A 23,141-nucleotide genomic window follows, 5' to 3' on the forward strand; every position below is an offset into this window, starting at 1 on the left:
AGCCGTGAAAAAGCAGGGCTCCGGGCTGGCGGGCAAAATTAGTCGTTGATGAAGATCGCGCCCAGCTTTTCAAGATGTTCCAGCGCCTCGCCGCAACCGCGCACGACGCAGGTGAGCGGGTCGTCAGCCACCACGACGGGCAGGCCGGTCTCTTCCTGCAGCAGGCGGTCGAGGTCGCGCAGCAAAGCGCCGCCACCCGTCAGGGCGATGCCCTTGTCGGTGATGTCGGCGCCCAGCTCGGGAGGCGTTTGCTCCAGCGCGATCTTCACGGCCGAGACGATCTGGTTCAGCGGATCGGTCAGCGATTCCAGGATTTCGTTGGAGGAAACCGTGAAGCTGCGCGGCACGCCTTCGGCCAGGTTGCGGCCCTTGACCTCGATTTCGCGGACTTCGGAGCCGGGGAAGGCCGAGCCGATTTCCTTCTTGATGAGTTCGGCGGTGGGTTCGCCGATCAGCATGCCGTAGTTGCGGCGGATGTAGTTGACGATGGCTTCGTCGAACTTGTCGCCGCCCACGCGCACCGAGCCCTTGTAGACCATGCCGCCCAGCGAGATGACGGCCACTTCGGTGGTGCCGCCGCCGATGTCGACCACCATGGAGCCGCTGGCGTCGGAAACAGCCAGGCCGGCGCCGATGGCCGCGGCCATCGGTTCTTCGATCAGGAAGACGTGGGACGCGCCCGCGCCCAGGGCCGATTCCCGGATGGCGCGGCGCTCGACCTGCGTGGATCCGCAGGGAACGCAGACGATGATGCGCGGGCTGGGCGCCAGCATGTTGCGGGGATGCACCATGCGGATGAACTGCTTGAGCATCTGCTCGGTGACCGTGAAATCGGCGATGACGCCGTCTTTCATGGGCCGGATGGCTTCGATATTGCCGGGAACGCGGCCGAGCATCTGCTTGGCCTCATGGCCGACGGCCTGGATGATCTTCTTGCCGTGGGGACCGCCTTCATGACGGATTGCGACGACGGAAGGCTCATCGAGCACGATGCCCTTGCCGCGGACGTAGATCAGCGTATTGGCGGTACCGAGGTCGATCGCCATATCGCTGGAAAAATAACTGCGCAGGAATCCGAACATGGGAGCTCAGCTAAATTCTGGGGGGAATTGGGGTCAGGCCGCGGGGCGTTTGGCCCGTAAAACAACGGGTCCGCCTGTCATCACGGCGATTAAACCGTGAATCATAACTTATAATTTCCCCGGAAATAGCGCATAAATGCAGGCTATTCAAGCTTTGTAACGGGTTCGGCATATGCATACTGCCCGGTCCCGCCCTTCGGCCTTCGCTTATCGATTTTGCAATCCCCATGGCGCTCAATGACACAGATGTGGCCCGCATTGCCCGGCTGGCCAGAATCGAACTGACCCCCGACCAGCGCGCGCTTGCGCAAGCTGAACTCAATGGCATCCTCCACCTGATCGAACGGCTCCAATCGGTCGACACCCAGGGCGTCGAGCCCCTGGCCCATCCCCTGTCCGCCCACGAGGACATCGTGCTGCGCCTGCGCGAAGACGCCGTGACCGAAGCCGGTTCGGAAGCCCGCCGCGAGGAACTCCTGGCCAACGCTCCCGACGCCCAGGACGGCCTGTTCCTGGTTCCCAAGGTCCTGGATTAAGTCATGACGAAACCCGCACTGCACACCCAATTCGAGGGGATCGCCGGCCTGCGCGCGGCCCTGGCGCAACGCCAGGTCAGCGCCGTCGAAATCGCGCAAAGCGCCCTGGCGGCGGCCGAAAAGGCCAGCGCCCTGAATAGCTTTTTACATATTGACGCCGAATTGACGCTGGCCCAGGCCCGCAGCGCCGACGCGGCGCTGGCGTCGGGCTCGGCCGGCCCGCTGGCCGGCGTCCCCATCGCCCATAAAGACGCGTTCGTCACCCGCGGCTGGCGCACCACCGCCGGCAGCAAGATGCTCGATGGCTACGTCAGCCCCTTCGACGCCGCCGTCGTCGAACGGTTGGCGCAAGCCGGGGCCGTGTCGCTGGGCAAGCTGAACTGCGATGAATTCGCCATGGGTTCCGGCAACGAGAACTCCGCTTACGGCGCCGTGAAGAACCCCTGGGACCACGCTGCCGTGCCCGGCGGCTCCTCGGGCGGCTCGGCCGCCGCCGTGGCCGCCCGCCTGGTGGCGGCCGCCACCGGCACCGACACCGGCGGCTCGGTGCGCCAGCCCGCCGCCCTGTGCGGCGTCAGCGGCATCAAGCCCACGTATGGCACAGTCTCGCGCTACGGCATGGTGGCCTTCGGCTCCAGCCTGGACCAGGCCGGCCCGCTGGCCGAAAGCGCCCGCGACCTGCTCGAGCTCCTGGACGTCATCAGCGGTTTCGATCCGCGCGACGCCACCAGCCTGCAAAAGTGCGACGACGCCGTGAACGAGCCCGGCCGGGTCCGGCGCGACTTCGACGCCGCCCAGGGCCGTTTCGATGCCGCGGGCAGCCAGCCGCTCAAGGGCCTGCGCATCGGCGTGCCCGAGGAATACTTCGGCGCCGGCCTGGCGCCCGACGTGGCGGCCGCGGTCGAAGCCGCGCTGGCCCGCTTCGAAGCACTGGGCGCCGTGCGCGTGCCGGTTTCGCTGCCGCGCACCGAACTCGCCATCCCGGCCTATTACGTCATCGCCCCCGCCGAAGCGTCCAGCAACCTGGCCCGCTACGACGGCGTGCGCTACGGCCACCGCGCCGCCCGATACGGCGACCTGAACGACATGATCAGCCGTTCGCGGGCGGAGGGCTTCGGCGACGAGGTCAAGCGCCGCATCCTGATCGGCACCTACGTGCTGTCCCACGGCTACTACGACGCCTACTACCTGCAGGCGCAGCGCCTGCGCCGCATGATCGCTCAGGACTTCCAGCGCGCCTACGCGGGCCAGTGCGACGTGATCATGGGCCCCGTTACGCCCACCGTGGCGAAGAACATCGGCGACAACCGCGACGACCCCACCGCCGACTGGCTGGCCGACGTCTACACGCTGGGCGTCAGCCTCGCCGGCCTGCCCGCCCTGTCCGTCCCCTGCGGCTTCGGCCATGGCGGACGGCCGGTCGGTCTGCAGATCATCGGCAACTACTTCGACGAAGGCCGCCTCCTGGCCATCGCCGACCGCTACCAACAAGTCACCAGCTGGCATAAAGAAACGCCCGCTCAGCAGGACGCGTAATATGAACTGGGAAATCGTCATCGGCCTGGAAACGCACACCCAGCTTTCCACCGACTCCAAGATTTTTTCGGGCAGCAGCACCCAATTCGGCGCCGCGCCCAATACCCACGCCAACGAGGTCGACCTGGCGCTGCCGGGCAGCCTGCCGGTCATGAACCGCGGCGCCGCCGAACGCGCCATCCGCTTCGGCCTGGCGGTGGGCGCCGAAATCGCGCCCCGTTCGGTGTTCGCGCGCAAGAATTACTTCTACCCCGACCTGCCCAAGGGCTACCAGATCAGCCAGTACGAGCTGCCGGTGGTGGTGGGCGGTTCGCTCTCCTTCTTCGTGGGCGAAGAGGAAAAAACCGTCAACCTGACGCGCGCCCACCTGGAGGAAGACGCGGGCAAGTCGCTGCATGACGACTTCCATCTCGCCAACGGCGCCCCCGGCAGCGGCATCGACCTGAACCGCGCCGGCACGCCGCTGCTGGAAATCGTGACGGAACCCGAAATGCGCTCGGCGGCCGAGGCCGTGGCCTACGCCCGCGCCCTGCACAGCCTGGTCGTCTGGCTGGGCATCTGCGACGGCAACATGCAGGAAGGCTCGTTCCGCTGCGACGCCAACGTGTCCGTGCGCCCGGTCGGCCAGAAGGAATTCGGCACCCGCACCGAGATCAAGAACGTCAACTCGTTCCGCTTCCTCGAACGCGCCATCATCTACGAAGCCCGTCGCCAGATCGAACTGATCGAGGACGGCGGCACGGTGGTGCAGGAAACCCGCCTGTACGACGCCGACCGCGACGAAACGCGCAGCATGCGCAGCAAGGAAGACGCGCACGACTACCGCTACTTCCCGGATCCCGACCTGCCCCCGCTGGCGATCTCGCGCGCCTGGGTGGACGAGGTGCGCGCCGCCATGCCGGAGCTGCCGGCCGCCCTGCGCGCCCGCTTCGAGTCCGATTACGGCCTGACCGCCTACGACGCGGCCCAGCTCACCGCCAGCCGCGGCCTGGCCGCGTACTTCGAGTCCGTGGCCCAGGCCCTGCCGGCCGGACAGGCCAAGCTGGCGGCCAACTGGATCATGGGCGAAGTGGCCGCGACGCTGAACAAGGAAGAGAAGGACATCGCCGACTCGCCCGTGCAGGCGCCCGCCCTGGCCGCCCTGATCGGCCGCATCATCGACGGCACCATCTCCAACAAGATCGCCCGTGAAGTGTTTGGCGCCATGTGGGCCGGCGAGAACGGCGGGCAGCCCGACGCCATCATCGAGGCGCGCGGCCTGAAGCAGATCAGCGACACAGGCGCCATCGGCGCCATGATCGACGACGTGCTGGCGGCCAATCCGGCCATCGTGGAAGAGTATCGGGCCGGCAAGCAGAAGGCGTTCAACTCCCTGGTCGGCCAGATCATGAAGGCCGCCCGCGGCAAGGCCAACCCCCAGCAGGTGAACGAACTGCTGAAGCAGAAGCTGGACGCCTGAGGCCCTGCCCTCGTTCCCCGAAAAAAAAGCCGCGGCCAGGCGCCGCGGCTTTTTTTCGTGGGCCGGCGCGCCGGCTTACTGCACCCCGTACTTCGCGCGGTAGGCCAGCACGGAATCGCGATGCTCGCCGAAAGAGGCGTCGTCCTGCAGCAGGGCCAGGATGTCCGACAGCGACGCGATCGAGACCACCGGAATGCCGTAGGTCTTCGCCACGTCCTGCACGGCGGAATGGGCCGACAGGGCGTCGTCCGCGCCCGCGCGCTCCATGCGGTCCATGGCGATCAGCACGGCGGCCGGCTCGGCGCCCGCGGCGCGGATGATCTCCACCGATTCGCGCACCGACGTACCGGCGGTGATCACGTCGTCGATGATGACGACCTTGCCCTGCAGCGGCGCGCCCACCAGCGTGCCGCCCTCGCCGTGGTCCTTGGCCTCCTTGCGGTTGTAGGCGAAGGGCACGTCTGCCCGGCCTTGCATGTCCGGATGGCCGGCCAGGGCGATGGCCGTCGCCGTGGCAAGCGGAATGCCTTTGTAGGCCGGGCCGAAAAGCATATCGAACTCCACGCCCGAATCCAGCAGCGCCTGCGCGTAGAACCGCGCCAGCGTGCCGACCGAGCGGCCGCTGTTGAACAGGCCCGCGTTGAAAAAATAGGGACTGATGCGGCCCGACTTGACCTTGAAGCTGCCAAAGCGCAGCACGCCCTCGTTCAAGGCGAAGCGGACGAAATCGAGGGCAGTGGCGGAAGAATGGGCGGCGGGCATGCGAAAGAATCCGGTAGGTGGCAAACGCAGGCATTTTATCCGTTGTCGGGGCCTTTCCCGGGCATCGGCGCCGAGTCGGTTAAATTCCTGGCATTGTCCGGCCCTCGCGGCCGCCCTACAGGAGTCCCGCTTTGCTGCGCATCACGTCTATCAATCTCAATGGCATCCGGTCCGCCTTCCGCAAAGGCCTGCAACCCTGGATGGAAAAGCATGCCGCGGACGTGCTTTGCCTGCAGGAAATCAAGATCGCCCACGACGACCTCACCGAGGACCTGCGCCACCCGCCCGGCTACACCGGCCATTTCCACCATGCGGTGAAAAAAGGCTATAGCGGCGTCGGCATCTACCTGCGCAACGCGGCCGAACGCGTGCACACCGGCCTGGGCTGCGAGGAATTCGACCCGGAAGGCCGCATCATCCGCGCCGACTGGAAGAACCTGTCGGTGATCAGCGCCTACCTGCCCTCGGGCTCCAGCGGCGACGAGCGGCAGCAGGCGAAGTACCGCTTCCTGGACCGCTTCGGCCCCTGGATCGACGGCCTGATGCAAGAGCACCGGACCACCGGCCGCGAGTTCATCATCTGCGGCGACTGGAACATCGCGCACAAGGAAATCGACCTGAAGAACTGGAAGGGCAACATGAAGAATTCGGGCTTCCTGCCCGAGGAACGCGCCTGGCTGACCGACGTCTTCGACAAGCGCGGCTTCGTGGACGTGTTCCGCACCATCGACGACCGGCCCGACCAGTACACCTGGTGGAGCAACCGCGGCCAGGCCTGGGCCAAGAACGTCGGGTGGCGCATCGATTACCAGATCGCAACGCCGGGCATCGCGGCGAAGGCCCGCAGCGTGGCCATCTACAAGGACGAACGCTTCTCGGACCACGCTCCGCTGACGATCGACTACGACGCCGAACTCTGATCCGGCCCGGGCCCGGCGGCCGCGGCATCGCTCAACGACGCGGCCGCCTCCCGCCTCAGCCACGCGAGGAACGCCGCCGCCCGGGGATCCTCCGCGCAGGACCGGGGCGACAGCAGGAAATAGGCCGAACCGTCCCGGACGAATCCACAAGGCGCCGCCAACCGGCGGTCGCGGACGGCGTCGCACGCCATCAGCGCCGATCCGATAGCCACGCCCAGGCCCGCCGCGGCCGCCTGCAAGCTCAGGTAGAAATGCTCATAGACGGCACCCGCGCGCTTCGGCGGTTTCCTGCCCGAAGCCTGGGACCATTGCCGCCACGCCTGCGGCCGCGTCGCGCTGCCGAGCGCCGGGGCGCCGGCCCAGCCCTCGCCCGCCATGCCGGCGCCCTGCGCATCGAGCAGGCCCGGCCTGCATACGGGCCCGGTCCATTCCTCGCACACCCGCTCCGCGTGCAGCGCGGCATCCCACTCGAAATCATTGCGGCGCAGCGCCACGTCCACGCCTTGGGCCGCGAAATCCAGGGGACCGCCGGCCGCGTATAGATGCACCTGCACGCCGGGGTGAATCCGCTGGAATTCCGGCAGCCGCGGAATCAGCCACATCATGGCGATCGTCGGTTCGCAGGACAGCACCAGAGGCGCATCGGCCGCGGGCTGGCGCAGCGCCGCCAGGCCCGCCGCCAGCTGCTCGAACAGGGTCCGTGTCAGGTCGAACAACTGCCGGCCAGGATCGGTCAGAAAAACACCTCTATTTCGGCGCTCGAACAGGGACAGCCCCAAGCTCTCCTCAAGCAGCCGGACCTGGCGGCTGACGGCCCCATGCGTCACGTGGAGCTCGTCGGCGGCCTTGCCGAAGGCCTGGTGGCGGGCGGCGGCGTCGAAAACGCGCAGGGCATTGAGCGGCGGCAGCTTCATGGCAATCAGTGATTTTTTCTGACAGATATCCGGCATTAAAAATCGTTTTTCCCGCGCGCGCCAGCCACGCACAATGCCATTCCCCTCCCCGCACGCCCCGCCTGGCCATGACTGAACTGATTGCCGTCTCCCTCATCACCGTACTCGCTGTCATCAGCCCGGGACCGGATTTCGCCATGGTCGTCCGCTACAGCTATCTGTTCGGCCGGCGCACCGGCCTGGTGTGCGCCGCCGGCATCGCCCTGGGCGTCCAGGTGCACGTGTTCTATACGATGTTCGGCGTGAGCCTGCTGGCGCGCTATGCGCAGCCCGTGCTGCAGGGCATCAAGCTGGCGGGTGCCTGCTACCTGGTCTACATGGGCTGGAAAACCTTCTTCAATCGCTCCACGGTCGACCGCGACCTGTCCGGCCGTCCCGCGGTCTCCGGATGGCGGGCCCTGTACAGCGGTTTTCTGACGAACGCCCTCAATCCCAAGACCACCCTGTTCGTGGTCAGCACCTATACGCAACTGGTGTCTCCGGGCACGCCCCTGGGCCGGCAATTCGGCTACGGGCTGTTCATGTCGCTGGCGCACTGGATCTGGTTCAGCATCGTCGCGTGGTCCATCTCCTCGGCGCTGCTGCGCCGGACATTGCTGGATCACCAAAGAACGGCCGATCGTGTAGTGGGCGCCATTCTGATGGCGCTGGGCGGCGGACTGGCGGCTGCGCAGGTATGAACTGTTGCCGCAGCGTGACTTTTCTCAAATAAATAATTGGGGACATATATATATGGAATATCGGTGCAACCGATGCCGCGACGGCTTCTCGGAGCGCCGCTTCCGGGGCTGCCGCCAGGCCAGACCCTTTGAAATACAACCCTCATAAATTGGGGACATATTATTTTCCCCAGGAAATTCAAGCTTGTTCGCGGAAATACGGCTTTTCCGCATGTGAATCCGGCCTTTCATCATTAAATACGTCCCTAATTATTAGCCAGAAAAAAGGGCTTTGATATCAAGGTGATGGCGCACATTCCCTCTTTGCGCAGGGCAACAATTTAGTCCTACAATTCCGCACCATACAGGTGCACCCCCGCACCAAATCCGTGTTTTTGCGCCCCAGTTCGGCGCACCCCCGCACCTATTCGAAGCACCCCCAAGGAGATCATGTTGAAAGTGCAGAGTCTGGACGACTTCCTGCGTGGCGTCGCCGCGCGCGACCCGCAACAGCCTGAATTCATGCAAGCCGTCCAGGAGGTGATGCTGAGCCTGTGGCCTTTCATCGAGAAGCACCCCCACTACGCCGAGCACGCCCTGCTCGAGCGCCTGGTGGAACCGGAACGCGTCATCCAGTTCCGGGTGTGCTGGACCGATGATCAAGGCCGCGCCCAGGTCAACCGCGCTTTCCGCATCCAGCACAGTTCCGCCATCGGCCCCTTCAAGGGCGGCATGCGCTTTCACCCCTCGGTGAACCTGTCCATCCTGAAATTCCTGGCCTTCGAACAGACCTTGAAGAACTCGCTGACCACGCTGCCCATGGGCGGCGGCAAGGGCGGCTCCGACTTCGATCCCAAGGGCAAGTCCGACGCCGAGGTCATGCGCTTCTGCCAGGCCCTGATGATCGAGCTCTACCGCCACCTGGGCCCGGACACCGACGTGCCGGCCGGCGATATCGGCGTGGGCGCGCGCGAAGTCGGCTTCATGGCCGGCATGATGAAGAAACTGTCCAACTCGACCGCCAGCGTCTTCACGGGCAAGGGCCTGACTTTCGGCGGCAGCCTGATCCGCCCCGAAGCCACCGGCTACGGCACCGTGTATTTCGCCGAAGAAATGCTCAAGCGCGTGGGCCGCTCCTTCGACGGCCTGCGCGTATCGGTTTCGGGCTCGGGCAACGTCGCGCAATACGCCATCGAAAAGGCCATGGCGCTGGGCGCCAAGGTCGTTACCGTGTCGGACTCGAACGGCACCGTGGTCGACGAGGCCGGCTTCACGCATGAAAAGCTGGTCGCGCTGATGCACATCAAGAACGACCTGCGCGGCCGCCTGGACACCTATGCGCGCCAGTTCGGCCTGAAGTACGAAGAGGGCAAGCGCCCGTGGCACGTGCCCGTGGACGTGGCCCTGCCCTGCGCCACCCAGAACGAACTGGAACTGGACGACGCGCAAACGCTGATCAAGAACGGCGTGCTCTGCGTCGCCGAAGGCGCGAACATGCCGGCCACGCTGGAGGCCGCCAAGGCCTTCATCGCCGCCCGCGTGCTGTATGCCCCGGGCAAGGCCAGCAATGCCGGCGGTGTGGCCGTATCGGGCCTGGAAATGGCGCAGAACTCGGCCCGCCTGGCCTGGACGCGCGAGGAAGTCGACACCCGCCTGCACGCCATCATGCGCGACATCCACGAAAACTGCGTGCGCCACGGCCACACCGAGCGCGAGTACGTGAACTACCTGGACGGCGCCAACATCGCCGGTTTCGTGAAGGTCGCCGACGCGATGCGTCAGCAGGGGTTGTACTAGTCCCCCCGAAGCGCTGCGCGCTCCCCCCCAGGGGGCGCCGCTGCGGACCGGCAAAGCCGGCTCCGCGCGCCCGCGATTGGGTGGGCCTGCTTTATTTGGACGGATTTGCCACTCTTTTCAGGTGAGGCGCCCGCGCCTTCAGGCGCCGGCGGCGCTTGACGCTTAGTGCTTCATCGCGCCGTGGCTCATGCCGCCGTGGTTCATGCCCGGGTTGTGCGAGGCGGGCTTGACCTTGAATTCCACGGCCACTTCCCCCGCCTTTTCGAATTTCAGCGTGGCCGGGACCGTGCCGCCCTCGGCGAACGGGGCCTTCAGCTTGATGAACATCACGTGGTAGCCGCCCGGGCTCAGCTTGACCTCGGTATCGGCCGGCAAGGCGATGCCGCCTTCCACCTGGCGCATCTTCGACACGCCGTTCTCGGTCTGCACCGTATGCAGCTCGACGCGCTCCGCCGCGTCCGAGGTGACCGACAGCAGGCGGTCCTCGGCCTTGGCGTCATTATCGATATCCATATACCCCGCGCCATTGGACTGGCCCGGCGCGGAAGCGCGCACCCAGAGATCGTCGACTTCGATCTGGCCAACCTTGTAGTCCTTCGCCCAAGCCGTACCGGCCGTGCACAGGCCCAAGGCGGCAATGACAGCGAACTTGCGGATGTTCATGGGTTGTTCTCCTAAGGGGTTAACGCCGCCGGACCAGGCTGCGGGCAGCGGACAGAACCGAAGCGGTCAGGGCTTCCATCGCTTCGGAGTTTACCCGCCAATGCTGCCAATACAGCGGCACATCCTCCCAGGCGCGCCCCCGAAGCAGCATCAACTGACCTGCGTCAAGGTGCTCCTGGACCAGCGGCAGCGGATTCATGGTCCAGCCCAGCCCGCCCAGCGTGGCCTGCACGAACGCCCGCGTGGACGGCACCCACCAGACCGGCGGCTGCCAGGGCACGGGATCCGAGATCTTGTGCGCGAAGCGCGCCTGCAGGGCATCCTTGCGGTTGAACACCAGCACCGGCGCCTGCGCCAGCGTCTGCGCGTTCACACCTTGCGAGAAGTGGCGCTTGTGGAACGCCGGGGTGCACGTCGCCACGTAGCGCATGCTGCCCAGCGCGTGGATGCGGCAGCCCTGGACCGGCTCCGCCAGCGCGGTCACGGCGCCCAGCACCGACCCGTTGCGCAACAGGGCTGCGGTATGGTCCTGGTCTTCCGACTGCATGTCCAGCGTGGCCCGGGTGCGGGCCGAAAACTGCACGGCCGCGTCCACGAACCAGGTTTCGAGGCTGTCGTGATTGACCGCCACGGGAATGCTGGCGTAGGGCACGTCGTCGTCCGCCACCCCCAGCCGGTTGAGGGCATCGTGCTCCAGCAGCGCCGTCTGCTCGGCCAGCCGGACCAGCACCTGGCCGTCGGCGGTGGCCACCGCCGGCACCGTGCGCTGCACCAGCAGGCGGCCCATCCGGTCTTCCAGGGCCTTGATCCGCTGCGATACCGCGGACGGCGTCACGTTGAGCGACAGCGCCGCGCGCTCGAAGCTGCCTTCCCGCACCACCGCCGCCAGGGCCCGCAGATTGCCGTGATCCAGTTTCATGAAATTAGTTTTACTTAAGATAGTGAAGGAAAATTAGCTTTATTTCAGGCCGCCTGCAAGGGAAAATAGCGTATTGCCGGAGCGTCCATAGCGCCCGGCGTTGTCATAAAAGCGCCGCCACAGGCGTTGCAGCACAGGTGCAGGTCATGTTCGCCACGTTGTCATCCCCCCTCTTTCTCACTGCCTGGGCCAGCGGAACGGCCACCGGGCTGGGCCTGTTCGCCGTCGTGGGCGCGCAAAGCGCGTTCATCCTGCGCCAGGGGCTGATGCGCGCGCATCTTCTCAGCGTGGTCGCGATCTGCGCGCTGATCGACGCCGTCTTCATCTTCGCCAGCGTATCCGGCCTGCAAGCCCTGACGTCCTGGTTCCCCTGGCTCACCACCGCCGTGCTGTGGTTCGGCGTCGCCTTCCTGTCCTGGTATGCCCTGCAATCGGCCCGCCGCGCCTGGACCGCCACGGGCGGCCTGGCCGCCGCGCGCAACGCCGTCCCGTCGCGCCGCGCCGCCATGCTGGGCGCGCTGGGCTTTTCGCTGCTGAACCCGCACTTCTGGCTGGACATGGTGGTCGTCGGCTCGCTGGCGCATGGCTTCGAGGACGCCCGCATGGCGTTCGCCGCCGGCGCGCTCACGGCCAGCCTGCTGTGGCTGGCCGTGCTCGGAATCGGCTCGCGCCTGTTCGCGCCATTCTTCGCCAGCGCTTCCGCGTGGCGCGTGCTGGACGGCGTCATCGCCGTGGTCATGGCCGCCCTGGCGGTCAGCCTGGCGCTCAAGGGCGTCTGATCCGGCCGACGTCCGGGCAGCATCGGAAAGGCAGGGCGGCGCCGTCCTTATAATCGGCCCTTAGCCACTATTTCGTCGGGCGCAACGCCGGCCCGCCAGACGATCATGCGCGGACCCTCCCCCAAAGACGTGCGCCTGCCGCCGCTCGCCGCCATCCAGGCGTTCGAGGCGGCCGCCCGCCTCGGCTCTTTCGAGCGGGCCAGCGAAGAACTCTTCGTCACGGCCAGCGCCATCGGCAAGCGCATCGCGGCGCTGGAGGCCCTGCTGGACGTCTCCCTCTTCATTCGCAGCAGCCGGGGCGCGACCCTCAGCTCGGCGGGGCTCGAATACCTGGAACAGGTGCGCACCGCGCTGGACCTGCTGTCCGATGCCTCGCTGCACAAGCGCCGCGAGCCCAAGCCCGAGCCATTGCGCGTCGTGTCCACGCCGACCTTCGCCCGGCAGGTCCTGATCCCTTACCTGCCCAGCTTCACCGCCGCCCACCCCGGCGTGGAGCTGGAGATCATGCTGTCCATTCCCTATCTGGACATCATGCCGCCGAACGCGGACGTCTGGATCCGATTCGGCAGCGGCCGGTATCCCGGGCTGCACGCCCGCCCGCTCACGTCGGATCCGGCGTTCGCGGTCTGCGCGCCCGGCTACCGGGACGCGCACGGCCCCTTCCGCCGGCCCGCCGACCTGGCGCGGGCGCAGCTGCTGCGCTGCCCGATGGAACCCTGGCGCCCCTGGCTGGACGCGGCCGGTCTGGACTGGCCCGAACCGTCTCGCGGCGTCTGGCTCGTCGACCTCGGGATGATGCTGGACGCCGCGCGCGCGGGCCAGGGCATTGCGCTCACGCGCCGCACCCTGGCAGCCGAGTGGCTGGACGAGGGCAAGCTGGTGCGCGTGCTGGACATCGAGGTTCCGGGCGAGTCCCAGTATTACCTGTGCACCGAAACCTCACGCCCGCCCGGCGGCGCGCGCCAAGCGTTTTCCCTATGGCTGGAAGCGGTGTGCAAACAGGCCGCCCAATGGCCGCGCGGGCTGCGGACCGAGCAGGAATAAATTTCCAGCCCGGGGCGGAATGAATTTCCGCGCAACGCGCCGCCGCGCTGGCTAGGATGCGCCAACGCAGCTGTCCCGGCTCCCTCCACGGCGCGCCCCTCCCATCGTTCCATCCCATGCTGCATCGCAGCGCATGGCCGAGGCCCCGTGCATCCGTACTAGGTATTTACGCGGAAAACCCCCACCGGGTCAGATTCGCGTAAGCGATTGGGCAGACAGTCACGACACGCAACACAGGAGAGCGCCGCAACGCCGCGGCGCAGGCATTCGGTTTTCCACGCAGTTCCACCAATTACAACGGAGACATCCATGGATTTTCGTTTGAAGCTGCTAGCAGGAACCCTCGCATTTGCCGCAATGGCCGCCAGCCACGCCGCCGACCCGATCAAGATCGGCGTCGCCGGTCCCTACACCGGAGGCTCGTCCTCCATGGGCGTCAGCATGCGTGACGGCGTGCGCCTGGCCATCGAAGAAATCAACAAGAACGGCGGCGTGCTGGGTCGGCAGCTGATTGCCGTGGAACGCGACGACGAAGCCAAGAACGAACGCGGCGTGCAGATCGCCCAGGAGCTGATCAACAAGGAGCAGGTCGCGGCCACCGTCGGCTACATCAACACCGGCGTGGCGCTGGCCTCGCAGCGCTTCTACCAGGATGCCAAGATCCCCGTGTTCAATAACGTCGCCACGGGCAGCGTCATCACGCACCAGTTCAAGGCGCCCGAGTATCCGGACAACTATGTGTTCCGCAACGCGGCGCACGACAGCATCCAGGCGCCGATGATCGTCGAGGAAGCCATCACCCGCCGCGGCTACAAGCAGGTCGCGATCCTGGCCGACTCCACCAACTATGGCCAACTGGGCCGCGAAGACCTGGAAAAGGCGCTTGCGACCAAGGGCATCAAGCCCGTGGCGGTCGAGAAGTTCAACATCAAGGACGTCGACATGACGGCCCAGTTGCTGAAGGCCAAGTCGGCCGGCGCCGAAGCGGTGCTGACCTACGGCATCGGCCCCGAACTGGCGCAGATCGCCAACGGCATGGCCAAGCTGGGCTGGAAGGTGCCGATCGTCGGCAGCTGGACCCTGGCCATGGCGAACTACATCGACAACTCCGGCGCCAACGGCGAAGGCGCGCGCATGCCGCAGACCTTCATCCAGGATCCCGACACGCCGAAGCGCAAGGCCTTCATTGACGCCTACCTCGCCAAGTTCAAGCCCAAGAACGACCGTATCGATTCGGCCGTGTCGGCAGCCCAGGGCTACGACTCGATCCTGCTGCTGGCGGCCGCCATCAAGCAGGCCGACTCCACCGACGGCCCGAAGGTTCGCGCCGCGCTGGAAAACCTGCAGACGCCCGTCGAAGGCGTGGTGATGACCTACAACAAGCCGTTCAGCCACGACAACCACGACGCGATCACCGCCAAGGAAGTGGTCATCGGCGAGGTCAAGGGCGGCCGCGTCGTCAAGGCCAACTAGACGCACCTCCGAAGCGCATTCGCGCTTCCCCCAAAGGGGGGGCGCGCCTCTGCGGACCGGCGAAGCCGGCTCCGCGCGGCCAGGCAGGGGCGGCCTTGCCGAGCCGCGGCTCTTCGCGTTGGACAACTAAACGCCGCGTTCCACCCGCATCGCCTGGGTCGGGATGCCGGCGCTACGAACACACACCATGATTCTTCTACAGCTCATCTATAGCGGCATCGCGCTAGGCATGATCTATGCCGTCATCGCGTTCGGATACCAGCTCACCTTCGCCACCTCGGGCACCCTGAATTTCGGCCAGGGCGAAGCCCTGATGCTCGGCGCGCTCGTCGGCCTCACGCTGGTGGGCCTGGGCGTGAACTACTGGGTCATGATTCCCATCGTCTGCATCTTCGGCTTCGCGCAGGGCGCGCTGGTCGAGTGGGTCGGCGTCAGGCCCGCCATCAAGGCCCGGTCGGAATTCGGCTGGATCATGGCCACCATCGCGCTGGGCATCATTTTCAAGAACGTGGCCGAGAACATCTGGGGCCGCGACGACCTGCGCTTCCCCTCCCCCCTGCCCGAGGCGCCGATCCAGGTGCTGGGCGCCAACGTGCTGCCGATGGAACTGCTGGTGGTCTTCGGCGCGCTGGCCATGATGCTGCTGGTGGAGCTGTTCAACCGCAAATCCATCTACGGCAAGGCCTTCGTCGCCACCTCGAACGACCGCGATGCCGCCGGCCTGATGGGCATCAACACCGGCATGGTGATCACCTTTTCGTATGCCCTGTCGTCGCTGACGGCGGCGTTCGCGGGCGTGCTGGTGGCGCCGCTGACCCTGACCGGCGCCACCATGGGCGCCGTGCTGGGCCTGAAGGCCTTCGCGGTCGCCATCATCGGCGGCCTGTCCAGCGGCATGGGCGTCGTGGTGGGCGGTCTCATCCTGGGCATCGCCGAAACGACCACCGGCTTTTATCTATCGACGGGGTACAAGGACGTGCCCGGCCTCGTGCTGCTTCTGCTCGTCCTGACCTTCAAGCCCGCCGGCCTGTTCGGCAAGACCGCGATCAAGAAGGTGTGACGATGAAACCCCTGCACCTCCTGCTTTCCATCGTGGCCGTGGCCTGCCTGGCCGCCGTGCCGCTGGGCGTCACCAACACGTATTACCTGCACCTCATCGAAACCATCATGATCTACGCGATCCTGCTGTTCGGGCTCGACATCGTGGTGGGCTACACCGGCCAGGTCTCGCTGGGCCACGCCGGTCTGTTCGGCATCGGATCCTACGTGGCCGGCGTGCTGTTCTTCCACCTGCAGATGCCCATCTGGGTCATTCTCCCGGCCGCCATCGTGATCGCGGCGGTCTTCGGAGCGGTGCTGGCGCTGCCCGCGCTGCGGGTCACCGGGCCGTACCTGGCCATGGTGACGCTGGCGTTCGGCACCATCATCCAGATCCTGATCAACGAGATGACCTTCCTCACCGAAGGCCCCCTGGGCGTCAAGATCCCCAAGCCTTCCATCGCCGGCCACGTCCTGACCAAGAGCGAGTATTTCTGGCTGGTGGCCGCGTTGCTGGTGCTTTCGCTGATCGTGGTGCACCGCATCCTGAAGTCGCACCTGGGCCGCTCGTTCGAGGCCCTGCGCGACAGCCCGATCGCCTCGGACTGCATGGGCGTTTCGGTGTACCGGCACAAGGTGTTCGCCTTCGTGATCAGCGCCGGCTTCGCCGGCCTGGCGGGCGCGCTGTACTCGTACTCGGAACAGTACATCTCGCCCAACACCTACAACTTCGAGCTGACCATCCTGTTCCTGCTGGCCATCATCATGGGCGGGCGCAAGAGCCGCACGGGCGCGCTGCTGGGCGCTTCCATCATCGTGCTGCTGCCCAAGATGCTCGACGACATCGCGACCTTCCGCCTGATCGCGCTGGGCGTTGCCATCCTGGTCACGGTCGGCAGCGCCATCGCGGTCTCCAAGGGCCGCGCCGAGCCGCGCCGCGTGGCGGTGCCCGTCATCGGCACCATCGTCCTGACGGTCTTCGCCTACTGGCTCGACGCCGTGACCGACTGGCGCCTGACGATCTTCGGCGTCATGATCCTCTTCGTCGTGTACTACCTGCCCGACGGCATCGTGGGCTTCGTGCGCAACCTGTTCTTCTCCGGCCGCCGCGCCGCGCTCACCGTCAAATCGGACCTGGTGAAAGCGCAGGACGCGGTGCCCGGCGCCGCCAAGGGCAAGGACGAAACCCTGCTCGCGGTCAAGGGCGTGCTGATGCAGTTCGGCGGCCTGAAGGCGCTGAACCAGGTCGACCTCACGGTGAAGCGCGGCACCATCCACGGCCTGATCGGGCCGAACGGCTCCGGCAAGAGCACCATGATGAACGTGCTGACCGGCATCTACGTGCCGACCGCCGGCGCCGTGGAGTTCTCGGGCAAGTCGCTGGTGGGCCTGGCGCCCGCGGACATTGCGGAAGCCGGCGTCGCGCGGACGTTCCAGAACGTGCAGCTCTTCGGCGAAATGACCGCGCTGGAGAACGTCCTGGTCGGCCTGCACCATACCTTCACCACCGGGCTGGCCGGCATCGCGCTGCGCACCGCCAAGTGGAAGGGCGAGGAACAGGGCGCACGCGCACGCGCCATGGCGCTGCTTGAATTCGTGGGCCTGGAATCGCTGGCCAGCGAAGAGGCCCGCAACCTGCCCTACGGCAAGCAGCGCCTGCTGGAAATCGCGCGCGCCCTGGCCCTGGACCCTCAGCTGCTGCTGCTGGACGAGCCCGCCGCCGGCCTGACGGCGCCCGACATCGTCGAGCTGCTGGCCATTATCCGCAAGGTGCGCGACCACGGCATCACCCTGATTCTCATCGAGCACCACATGGACGTGGTGATGGGAGTCTGCGACACCGTGTCGGTGCTGGACTTCGGCCAGAAGATCGCCGAAGGCCTGCCCAACGAAGTGCAAAGCAACGCCAAGGTCATCGAGGCGTATCTGGGCGGCGCGCCCGCCTGACGCCAAGGGGACGACAACATGCTATCGATCAAGAATCTGGAAGCTGGCTACGGCAAGGTGAAGGTGCTGCACGGCATCAGCATGGAAGTGCCCAAGGCCAAGGTAGTGACGCTGATCGGCTCCAATGGCGCCGGCAAGACGACCACGATGCGGGCGCTGTCCGGAATGATCCGTCCCACCGCCGGCGAAATCATGCTGGGCGGCAAGCGCATCGACGGGCTCGAGTCCCACCGCATCGCGCGGCTGGGGCTGGCGCACTCGCCGGAAGGCCGCCGGGTATTTCCCACCCTGTCGGTGACGGACAATCTGCTGCTGGGCGCGTTTCCCCGCCTGACGGGCAGCCGGCCCAAGGGCGATGTGCAGGCCGACCTGAGCCGCGCCATGGACCTGTTCCCGCGCCTGAAGGAGCGCCGCGACCAGTTGGCGGGCACACTGTCGGGCGGCGAGCAGCAGATGCTGGCCATGGCCCGCGCCGTGATGCTGAATCCCGAACTGGTGCTGCTGGACGAACCGTCCATGGGCCTGGCGCCGATCCTGGTGGAAGAAGTATTCAGGATCATCGCGCGGCTGAAGGACGAGGGGGTCACGATGCTGCTGGTGGAACAGTTCGCCGCGGCGGCGCTGAACGTGGCGGACTATGGATACGTGCTGGAGAACGGCCGGATTTCCGTCCACGGGAGCGCGGACAAGCTGAAGCATGATCCGGCCGTGGTGGCGGCCTATCTGGGGGGATCGCATTAAGGACGGCCTCGGACGCGCGCAAGCGGGCGGCGGCTAGCGGCCTGCCCAGGGCCGCTAGCCGCCAAGGCGCGCCGCTCAGACGATCGTCAGCGTCACGTCGATGTTGCCGCGCGTCGCGTTCGAGTACGGGCAGACGATATGCGCCGCCGCCACCAGCTTCTCGGCCTCCGCCCGGTCCATGCCCGGCAGGGAGATCTTCAGCTCGACCTCGATCCCGAATCCGGTGGGAATGGGGCCGATGCCGACGGCGCCGTCGATCGTCGCGTTCGACGGCATCGCGATCTTGTCGCGGCCGGCCACGAATTTCATGGCGCCCATGAAGCAGGCCGAATAGCCCACCGCAAACAGCTGCTCGGGGTTGGTGCCGGCCGCGCCGGCTCCGCCCAATTCCTTGGGCGTGGTCAGCTTGACGTTCAGGTTGCCGTCGTCGGAAGCGCCGGTGCCTTCACGGCCGCCGGTGACGTGCGCATGGGCGCGGTACAGCACTTTTTCGATAGACATGATGGTTTCCTTGTAAAAGATGACAGGGGACTGCCGAGCCTGGCGGGACCCTCCCTGCCATGGCTTTACCAACAAAGTAGTACACAATCATATCGTGCACTACTTAAATGACCGGACGATGGCAGGCGCCAACGTCCGCCTCAAAGACTGTCGACCAGCTTCTCCCGCAACGCGTGCAGGGCCTTCATGGTGTCTTGCGCCTCGTCCAGCGTGCATTGCGCCGCCGCGGCGACCGCCTGGGGCACCGCCAGCGCCTTGTCGCGCAGATCGCGGCCTTCGCGGGTCAAGGCCACGATCACCTGGCGCTCGTCGTCCTGGGCGCGCTGCCGGCTCACCAAGCCGGCAGCTTCCAGCCGCTTGAGCAACGGCGTCAGCGTGGCCGAATCCAGGAACAGGCGCTCGCCGATATCCGTCACCGTGATTCCGTCGCCTTCCCAGAGCACCAGCATCACCAGGTACTGCGGATAGGTCAAGTCCAGATCGCGCAGCAGCTTGCGGTACACCTTGTTCATCGCCAGGGAGGTCGAGTACAGGGCGAAGCATAGCTGGCTGTCCAGCAGCAGCGGGTTGAATCCGCTTTTGGATTTGGATCTTGATTTCATTGCGCAATATTAAATAGCGCACTATTTATCGTCAAGTTTTTTTTTCGAGCTTTTTCTGGGGCCGCCCTCCCTAGGAGGGCGCCTGCTCCGCTTCCGCCGCGCCGCGGTCCGAGCCGTATTGCTTCAGCCCGTCCAGGTCCAGCACGCGGACCGCGCCGTACTCCACGTTCAGCAACCCCGCTTCCTCCAGCTTGCGCAGCGCCTGATTGGCGCGCTGGCGCGACACCCGGGCCAGATAGCCTACCTCTTCCTGGGTAATCGTCAGCCGCATCCCCATGCCAGGATACAGCAAAGGGTTGAACAGCTCGGCCAGGCAGCGGGCCACGCGGGCGTCCGGATCCAGCAGGCGGTCGTACTCCGCCTTGCCGATGAACTGCGCGACGCGCTCGTTCAATTGGTGCAGCAGATAGCGGTTGAACGGAATGCTGGTGTCCAGCAGCCAGTCGAAAGTGGCGCCAGGCAGCCGCGCCACTACCGAATCCCGCAATGCAACGATGTCGTATTTGCGGACCTCGCGCTTGAGCAGCGACCCTTCGCCGATCCATCCGCCGGCGGGAACGCCCGTCAGCGACGCCACCTTGCCTTCGGCATTGCCCACGGACACCTTGACGAGCCCGGCCAGCACCCCGATCCAAGCCTGTGCGAGTTCGCCTTTGCGCTCTATGATCGACCCGGCGGCAACCTGCTGCACGGTCAGGTCCCGCTCGACGCGCGCTTGCTGTTCGCGGTCGAGCACGCGAAACCAGGCCGCGGCAAGTTGCAGGGAATCGGATAGCTGCATCGGGAATACCCTAAAAGGTCCTTGAATGTCGCGATGGTGACAGTTGGTAGCAACCCAACCTTATACCTTAACTCCTGCCGTAAATCTAAAACCAACTGGTCAAGCACCTCATCGCCATCGCCGCCCGCGCGGACTCCTGGCCCGATGCGCCCAAACCGGAGGAGACAACGTGGCACATACACCGCCCGCATCCGCACGGATGCCGGCGGCGTCGGATACCTTTCCGGCGCTGCTGTTCACGCATGCCAAGGTTCGTGGGTCGCGGCCCGCGATACGCGAGAAAGATCTGGGGATCTGGCAAACCCTTACGTGGTCCGAAGTGGCGGAACATGTCCGCCACGTCGCCCACGGCCTCGCCGCGCTTGGCATCCAGCCCGGCATGCACGTGGCCGTCGTCGGCGAAAACCGTCCGCGCCTGTACATGGCCATGATGGCCGCGCAATCGCTGGGCGCGATTCCCGTGCCGCTCTACCAGGACGCCGTCGCCCAGGAAATGGTCTACGTGCTGCAGGATGCCGAGATCAGCGTGGCCATCGTCGAGGACCAGGAGCAGGTCGACAAGATGCTCGAGATCCGCGGACAGTGCCCCGCCCTGAAGCGCGTGGTGTTCGACGATCCCCGCGGCCTGCGCCACTACACCGACGCGATGCTGCTGTCCTATGAAAAGCTGGAAGCGCTGGGCGCCGAGTATGCCGCGCAGCATCCCGGCTTCCTGGATGGCGCCATCGCCGCCGTCCAGCCTCATGACCCGGCCGCCATGTTCTACACCTCTGGAACGACCGGCAAGCCCAAGGGCGTCGTGCTGACGCACCATGCGCTGATCGACCGCGCGCGCGCCGTGTCCGAACTGGAAAAGCTGACCGACCAGGAAGACGTGCTGGCCTACCTGCCGCCCGCGTGGATCGGACAGAACATGTTTTCGTACACGCAGCTGCTGGTCACCGGCTTCACCGTCAACCATCCCGAATCGCCCGACACCGTGGCGATCGATATGCGCGACATCGGCCCCACCTATTACTTCGCGCCGCCACGCGTGCTGGAAGGCCTGCTGACCCACGTGATGATCCGCATGGAAGACGCCGGCTTCATCAAGCGCAAACTCTTCGCGCGCTGCATGAAGCTGGCGCGCCGCGTCGGCACCCGCATCCTGGACGGCGAACCCGTCGGCGCCTGGGACCGCCTGCGCTATGCGCTGGGCAACGCGCTGATCTATGGTCCGCTGCGCAATGCGCTGGGCATGAGCCGCGTGCGCGTGGCGTATACGGCGGGCGAAGCCATCGGGCCCGACCTGTTCGTGTTCTACCGCTCGATCGGCATCAACCTGAAGCAGCTCTATGGTTCCACCGAAACCTCGGTGTTCGTCTGCGTGCAGCCGGACGGCCAGGTGCGCGACGACACCGTGGGCCCGCCCGTCGAAGGCGTGGAAATCCGCGTGGCCGACAACGGGGAAATCCTGGTCAAGAGCCCCGGCCTCTTCAAGGAGTACTACCGCAACCCCGAAGCGACAGCCGAGGCGCGCAGCGCCGATGGCTGGTTCCATACGGGGGACGCGGGCTATCTCGACACCGACGGCCAGCTGAAGATCATCGACCGCGCCAAGGACGTGGGCAAGCTCGCCAACGGCAGCCTGTTCGCGCCGAAGTACATCGAGAACAAGCTCAAGTTCTTCCAGCACATCAAGGAAGCGGTCGCTTTCGGCGCCAACCGGGACGACGTGTGCGCCTTCATCAACATCGACCTGGAAGCGGTCGGCAACTGGGCCGAGCGCCGCGGCATGCCCTACGCGGGCTATACCGACCTGGCCTCCAAGGACGAGGTCTACCAGCTGATCGCGGAATGCGTGGAGCAGGTCAACGCCGACCTGGCCACCGACCCCAAGCTGTCGGCCTCGCAGATCAGCCGCTTCCTCATCCTGCACAAGGAACTCGATCCCGACGACGACGAGCTGACCCGCACGCGCAAGGTGCGCCGCGCCTTCATCGCGCAGAAATACGGCGTGCTCATCGACGCCCTCTACGGCGGAAAGCAATCGCAGTTCATCGAGACCGAAGTGAAATTCGAAGACGGACGCACCGGCAAGATCTCGGCGGACCTGAAGATCCGCCCGGTCAAGACGTTTCCCGCCATCACCGCCAAAGCCGCGTAGAGATCATGAGCCACAACGACCGCGACCAGCGCATCGGCGACGTCATGCTGGACATGCAGAACATTTCCCTGTCCTTCGGCGGCGTGAAAGCGCTGACGGACATCTCCTTCAACGTGCGCGAACACGAAATCCGCGCCATCATCGGTCCCAACGGCGCGGGCAAGAGCTCGATGCTCAACGTCATCAATGGGGTCTACACGCCCCAGGAAGGCGCCATCGCCTTCCGGGGCGAGCACTTCTCGCGCATGAACCCCCGCCGCGCCGCGGAGATGGGCATCGCGCGCACGTTCCAGAACCTGGCGCTGTTCAAGGGCATGAGCGTGCTGGACAACATCATGACCGGCCGCAACCTGCGCATGAAATGCGGGCTGCTGTCGCAGGCGTTCCGGATGGGCCGCGCCGAGCGCGAAGAGATCCAGCACCGCGAGTTCGTCGAGAACATCATCGACTTCCTGGAAATCCAGGCGCATCGCAAGACACCGGTGGGCCGCCTGCCCTATGGATTGCAGAAGCGCGTCGACCTGGGCCGGGCGCTGGCGATGGAGCCGCGCCTGCTGCTGCTGGACGAGCCGATGGCCGGCATGAACATCGAGGAAAAGCAGGACATGAGCCGCTTCATCCTGGACGTGAATGACGAATTCGGAACCACCATCGTGCTGATCGAGCACGACATGGGCGTGGTCATGGATATCTCCGACCGCGTCGTGGTGCTGGACTACGGCAAGAAGATCGGCGACGGCAAGCCGGACGAAGTCCGCGCGAATGAAGACGTCGTAAAAGCCTATCTAGGCGTGTCGCACTAA

General features: G+C 65.9%; 22 protein-coding genes. 14 read left to right on the forward strand and 8 right to left on the reverse strand.

Annotated elements, in window-relative coordinates:
* Positions 1 to 38: 38 nt before the first annotated feature.
* Positions 39 to 1,082, reverse strand: a complete 1,044-nt coding sequence (locus tag ACN6PJ_RS08030) for a rod shape-determining protein (RefSeq protein WP_006216320.1) — start codon at positions 1,080 to 1,082, stop codon at positions 39 to 41.
* Positions 1,083 to 1,309: 227 nt separating this feature from the next.
* On the opposite strand from ACN6PJ_RS08030, the gene gatC reads away from it, so the two are divergent.
* The 3 genes from gatC to gatB are packed head-to-tail and all read left to right on the forward strand — an operon-like array spanning position 1,310 to position 4,613.
* Positions 1,310 to 1,618: an Asp-tRNA(Asn)/Glu-tRNA(Gln) amidotransferase subunit GatC gene (gatC, locus tag ACN6PJ_RS08035; protein ID WP_427995343.1), complete on the forward strand. Its 309-nt coding sequence runs from the start codon at positions 1,310 to 1,312 to the stop codon at positions 1,616 to 1,618.
* 3 nt (positions 1,619 to 1,621) lie between these two features.
* Positions 1,622 to 3,154, forward strand: coding sequence for an Asp-tRNA(Asn)/Glu-tRNA(Gln) amidotransferase subunit GatA (gene gatA, locus ACN6PJ_RS08040; RefSeq protein ID WP_427995344.1), 1,533 nt, complete (start codon positions 1,622 to 1,624; stop codon positions 3,152 to 3,154).
* A gap of 1 nt (position 3,155) precedes the next feature.
* A complete protein-coding gene (gatB, locus tag ACN6PJ_RS08045) occupies positions 3,156 to 4,613 on the forward strand; it encodes an Asp-tRNA(Asn)/Glu-tRNA(Gln) amidotransferase subunit GatB (RefSeq protein WP_427995345.1) in 1,458 nt (485 codons plus the stop codon).
* Between the two features lie 75 nt (positions 4,614 to 4,688).
* On the opposite strand, the gene pyrE is transcribed toward gatB, so the two are convergent.
* The gene (gene pyrE, locus ACN6PJ_RS08050) at positions 4,689 to 5,375 is read right to left on the reverse strand and encodes an orotate phosphoribosyltransferase (RefSeq protein ID WP_427995346.1); all 687 of its coding nucleotides are present in this window, start codon (positions 5,373 to 5,375) and stop codon (positions 4,689 to 4,691) included.
* Positions 5,376 to 5,506: 131 nt separating this feature from the next.
* On the opposite strand from pyrE, the gene ACN6PJ_RS08055 reads away from it, so the two are divergent.
* The gene (locus ACN6PJ_RS08055; RefSeq protein ID WP_427995347.1) at positions 5,507 to 6,295 is read left to right on the forward strand and encodes an exodeoxyribonuclease III; all 789 of its coding nucleotides are present in this window, start codon (positions 5,507 to 5,509) and stop codon (positions 6,293 to 6,295) included.
* Here ACN6PJ_RS08055 and ACN6PJ_RS08060 read toward each other — a convergent pair.
* On the reverse strand, positions 6,277 to 7,209 hold the full coding sequence (locus ACN6PJ_RS08060) for a LysR substrate-binding domain-containing protein (RefSeq protein ID WP_427995534.1): 933 nt from the start codon (positions 7,207 to 7,209) through the stop codon (positions 6,277 to 6,279). The two genes, ACN6PJ_RS08055 and ACN6PJ_RS08060, sit on opposite strands and share 19 nt — an antisense overlap.
* 107 nt (positions 7,210 to 7,316) lie before the next feature.
* Between ACN6PJ_RS08060 and ACN6PJ_RS08065 the strand changes: the two genes are divergently transcribed.
* Both ACN6PJ_RS08065 and gdhA read left to right on the forward strand, forming a co-directional pair.
* On the forward strand, positions 7,317 to 7,928 hold the full coding sequence (locus ACN6PJ_RS08065) for a LysE family translocator (RefSeq protein WP_427995349.1): 612 nt from the start codon (positions 7,317 to 7,319) through the stop codon (positions 7,926 to 7,928).
* A gap of 429 nt (positions 7,929 to 8,357) precedes the next feature.
* On the forward strand, positions 8,358 to 9,704 hold the full coding sequence (gene gdhA / locus ACN6PJ_RS08070; protein ID WP_043541184.1) for an NADP-specific glutamate dehydrogenase: 1,347 nt from the start codon (positions 8,358 to 8,360) through the stop codon (positions 9,702 to 9,704).
* 162 nt (positions 9,705 to 9,866) lie between these two features.
* On the opposite strand, the gene ACN6PJ_RS08075 is transcribed toward gdhA, so the two are convergent.
* Both ACN6PJ_RS08075 and ACN6PJ_RS08080 read right to left on the reverse strand, forming a co-directional pair.
* Positions 9,867 to 10,367, reverse strand: a complete 501-nt coding sequence (locus tag ACN6PJ_RS08075) for a copper chaperone PCu(A)C (RefSeq protein ID WP_427995350.1) — start codon at positions 10,365 to 10,367, stop codon at positions 9,867 to 9,869.
* 19 nt (positions 10,368 to 10,386) lie between these two features.
* Complete coding sequence (locus tag ACN6PJ_RS08080) at positions 10,387 to 11,286, reverse strand: LysR family transcriptional regulator ArgP (RefSeq protein ID WP_427995351.1); 900 nt, start codon at positions 11,284 to 11,286, stop codon at positions 10,387 to 10,389.
* A gap of 146 nt (positions 11,287 to 11,432) precedes the next feature.
* Between ACN6PJ_RS08080 and ACN6PJ_RS08085 the strand changes: the two genes are divergently transcribed.
* From ACN6PJ_RS08085 to ACN6PJ_RS08110, 6 genes are all read left to right on the forward strand, one after another.
* Positions 11,433 to 12,065, forward strand: coding sequence for a LysE/ArgO family amino acid transporter (locus tag ACN6PJ_RS08085; RefSeq protein WP_427995352.1), 633 nt, complete (start codon positions 11,433 to 11,435; stop codon positions 12,063 to 12,065).
* Positions 12,066 to 12,170: 105 nt separating this feature from the next.
* Positions 12,171 to 13,109 carry a LysR substrate-binding domain-containing protein gene (locus tag ACN6PJ_RS08090; RefSeq protein WP_427995353.1) on the forward strand — a complete coding sequence of 313 codons (939 nt, stop codon included), beginning with the start codon at positions 12,171 to 12,173 and terminating at the stop codon, positions 13,107 to 13,109.
* Between the two features lie 309 nt (positions 13,110 to 13,418).
* Positions 13,419 to 14,582 (forward strand): ABC transporter substrate-binding protein, encoded by a 1,164-nt coding sequence (locus ACN6PJ_RS08095; RefSeq protein WP_427995354.1) that lies wholly within the window; start codon positions 13,419 to 13,421, stop codon positions 14,580 to 14,582.
* 187 nt (positions 14,583 to 14,769) lie between these two features.
* Positions 14,770 to 15,642, forward strand: coding sequence for a branched-chain amino acid ABC transporter permease (locus ACN6PJ_RS08100; RefSeq protein WP_427995355.1), 873 nt, complete (start codon positions 14,770 to 14,772; stop codon positions 15,640 to 15,642).
* A 2-nt stretch (positions 15,643 to 15,644) separates the two neighbouring features.
* Positions 15,645 to 17,567 carry an ABC transporter permease subunit gene (locus ACN6PJ_RS08105; RefSeq protein WP_427995356.1) on the forward strand — a complete coding sequence of 641 codons (1,923 nt, stop codon included), beginning with the start codon at positions 15,645 to 15,647 and terminating at the stop codon, positions 17,565 to 17,567.
* Between the two features lie 18 nt (positions 17,568 to 17,585).
* A complete protein-coding gene (locus ACN6PJ_RS08110; RefSeq protein ID WP_427995357.1) occupies positions 17,586 to 18,308 on the forward strand; it encodes an ABC transporter ATP-binding protein in 723 nt (240 codons plus the stop codon).
* Between the two features lie 75 nt (positions 18,309 to 18,383).
* Here ACN6PJ_RS08110 and ACN6PJ_RS08115 read toward each other — a convergent pair whose 3' ends face one another.
* The 3 genes from ACN6PJ_RS08115 to ACN6PJ_RS08125 form a co-directional block, all read right to left on the reverse strand.
* The gene (locus ACN6PJ_RS08115) at positions 18,384 to 18,809 is read right to left on the reverse strand and encodes an organic hydroperoxide resistance protein (RefSeq protein ID WP_427995358.1); all 426 of its coding nucleotides are present in this window, start codon (positions 18,807 to 18,809) and stop codon (positions 18,384 to 18,386) included.
* Positions 18,810 to 18,949: 140 nt separating this feature from the next.
* Positions 18,950 to 19,411, reverse strand: a complete 462-nt coding sequence (locus ACN6PJ_RS08120) for a MarR family winged helix-turn-helix transcriptional regulator (protein WP_427995359.1) — start codon at positions 19,409 to 19,411, stop codon at positions 18,950 to 18,952.
* Between the two features lie 70 nt (positions 19,412 to 19,481).
* Entirely contained in the window at positions 19,482 to 20,192 is a 711-nt protein-coding gene (locus ACN6PJ_RS08125) for a Crp/Fnr family transcriptional regulator (protein ID WP_427995360.1), read from the reverse strand.
* A 169-nt stretch (positions 20,193 to 20,361) separates the two neighbouring features.
* Here ACN6PJ_RS08125 and ACN6PJ_RS08130 point away from each other — a divergent pair, with 169 nt between their 5' ends.
* Both ACN6PJ_RS08130 and ACN6PJ_RS08135 read left to right on the forward strand, forming a co-directional pair.
* Complete coding sequence (locus tag ACN6PJ_RS08130; protein WP_427995361.1) at positions 20,362 to 22,338, forward strand: AMP-dependent synthetase/ligase; 1,977 nt, start codon at positions 20,362 to 20,364, stop codon at positions 22,336 to 22,338.
* A gap of 5 nt (positions 22,339 to 22,343) precedes the next feature.
* Positions 22,344 to 23,141 carry an ABC transporter ATP-binding protein gene (locus ACN6PJ_RS08135; protein ID WP_427995362.1) on the forward strand — a complete coding sequence of 266 codons (798 nt, stop codon included), beginning with the start codon at positions 22,344 to 22,346 and terminating at the stop codon, positions 23,139 to 23,141.

Origin of the sequence: Achromobacter sp. (assembly GCF_050285585.1) — a bacterium.
GTDB lineage: Bacteria > Pseudomonadota > Gammaproteobacteria > Burkholderiales > Burkholderiaceae_B > Achromobacter.

Bases quoted from the DNA above. Each gene is read 5' to 3' on its own strand.
- ACN6PJ_RS08030 (WP_006216320.1), bottom strand. From the start codon at position 1,082: ATGTTCGGATTCCTGCGCAGTTATTTTTCCAGCGATATGGCGATCGAC.
- gatC (WP_427995343.1), top strand. From the start codon at position 1,310: ATGGCGCTCAATGACACAGATGTGGCCCGCATTGCCCGGCTGGCCAGA.
- gatA (WP_427995344.1), top strand. From the start codon at position 1,622: ATGACGAAACCCGCACTGCACACCCAATTCGAGGGGATCGCCGGCCTG.
- gatB (WP_427995345.1), top strand. From the start codon at position 3,156: ATGAACTGGGAAATCGTCATCGGCCTGGAAACGCACACCCAGCTTTCC.
- pyrE (WP_427995346.1), bottom strand. From the start codon at position 5,375: ATGCCCGCCGCCCATTCTTCCGCCACTGCCCTCGATTTCGTCCGCTTC.
- ACN6PJ_RS08060 (WP_427995534.1), bottom strand. From the start codon at position 7,209: ATGAAGCTGCCGCCGCTCAATGCCCTGCGCGTTTTCGACGCCGCCGCC.
- ACN6PJ_RS08065 (WP_427995349.1), top strand. From the start codon at position 7,317: ATGACTGAACTGATTGCCGTCTCCCTCATCACCGTACTCGCTGTCATC.
- gdhA (WP_043541184.1), top strand. From the start codon at position 8,358: ATGTTGAAAGTGCAGAGTCTGGACGACTTCCTGCGTGGCGTCGCCGCG.
- ACN6PJ_RS08075 (WP_427995350.1), bottom strand. From the start codon at position 10,367: ATGAACATCCGCAAGTTCGCTGTCATTGCCGCCTTGGGCCTGTGCACG.
- ACN6PJ_RS08080 (WP_427995351.1), bottom strand. From the start codon at position 11,286: ATGAAACTGGATCACGGCAATCTGCGGGCCCTGGCGGCGGTGGTGCGG.
- ACN6PJ_RS08085 (WP_427995352.1), top strand. From the start codon at position 11,433: ATGTTCGCCACGTTGTCATCCCCCCTCTTTCTCACTGCCTGGGCCAGC.
- ACN6PJ_RS08090 (WP_427995353.1), top strand. From the start codon at position 12,171: ATGCGCGGACCCTCCCCCAAAGACGTGCGCCTGCCGCCGCTCGCCGCC.
- ACN6PJ_RS08095 (WP_427995354.1), top strand. From the start codon at position 13,419: ATGGATTTTCGTTTGAAGCTGCTAGCAGGAACCCTCGCATTTGCCGCA.
- ACN6PJ_RS08100 (WP_427995355.1), top strand. From the start codon at position 14,770: ATGATTCTTCTACAGCTCATCTATAGCGGCATCGCGCTAGGCATGATC.
- ACN6PJ_RS08105 (WP_427995356.1), top strand. From the start codon at position 15,645: ATGAAACCCCTGCACCTCCTGCTTTCCATCGTGGCCGTGGCCTGCCTG.
- ACN6PJ_RS08110 (WP_427995357.1), top strand. From the start codon at position 17,586: ATGCTATCGATCAAGAATCTGGAAGCTGGCTACGGCAAGGTGAAGGTG.
- ACN6PJ_RS08115 (WP_427995358.1), bottom strand. From the start codon at position 18,809: ATGTCTATCGAAAAAGTGCTGTACCGCGCCCATGCGCACGTCACCGGC.
- ACN6PJ_RS08120 (WP_427995359.1), bottom strand. From the start codon at position 19,411: ATGAAATCAAGATCCAAATCCAAAAGCGGATTCAACCCGCTGCTGCTG.
- ACN6PJ_RS08125 (WP_427995360.1), bottom strand. From the start codon at position 20,192: ATGCAGCTATCCGATTCCCTGCAACTTGCCGCGGCCTGGTTTCGCGTG.
- ACN6PJ_RS08135 (WP_427995362.1), top strand. From the start codon at position 22,344: ATGAGCCACAACGACCGCGACCAGCGCATCGGCGACGTCATGCTGGAC.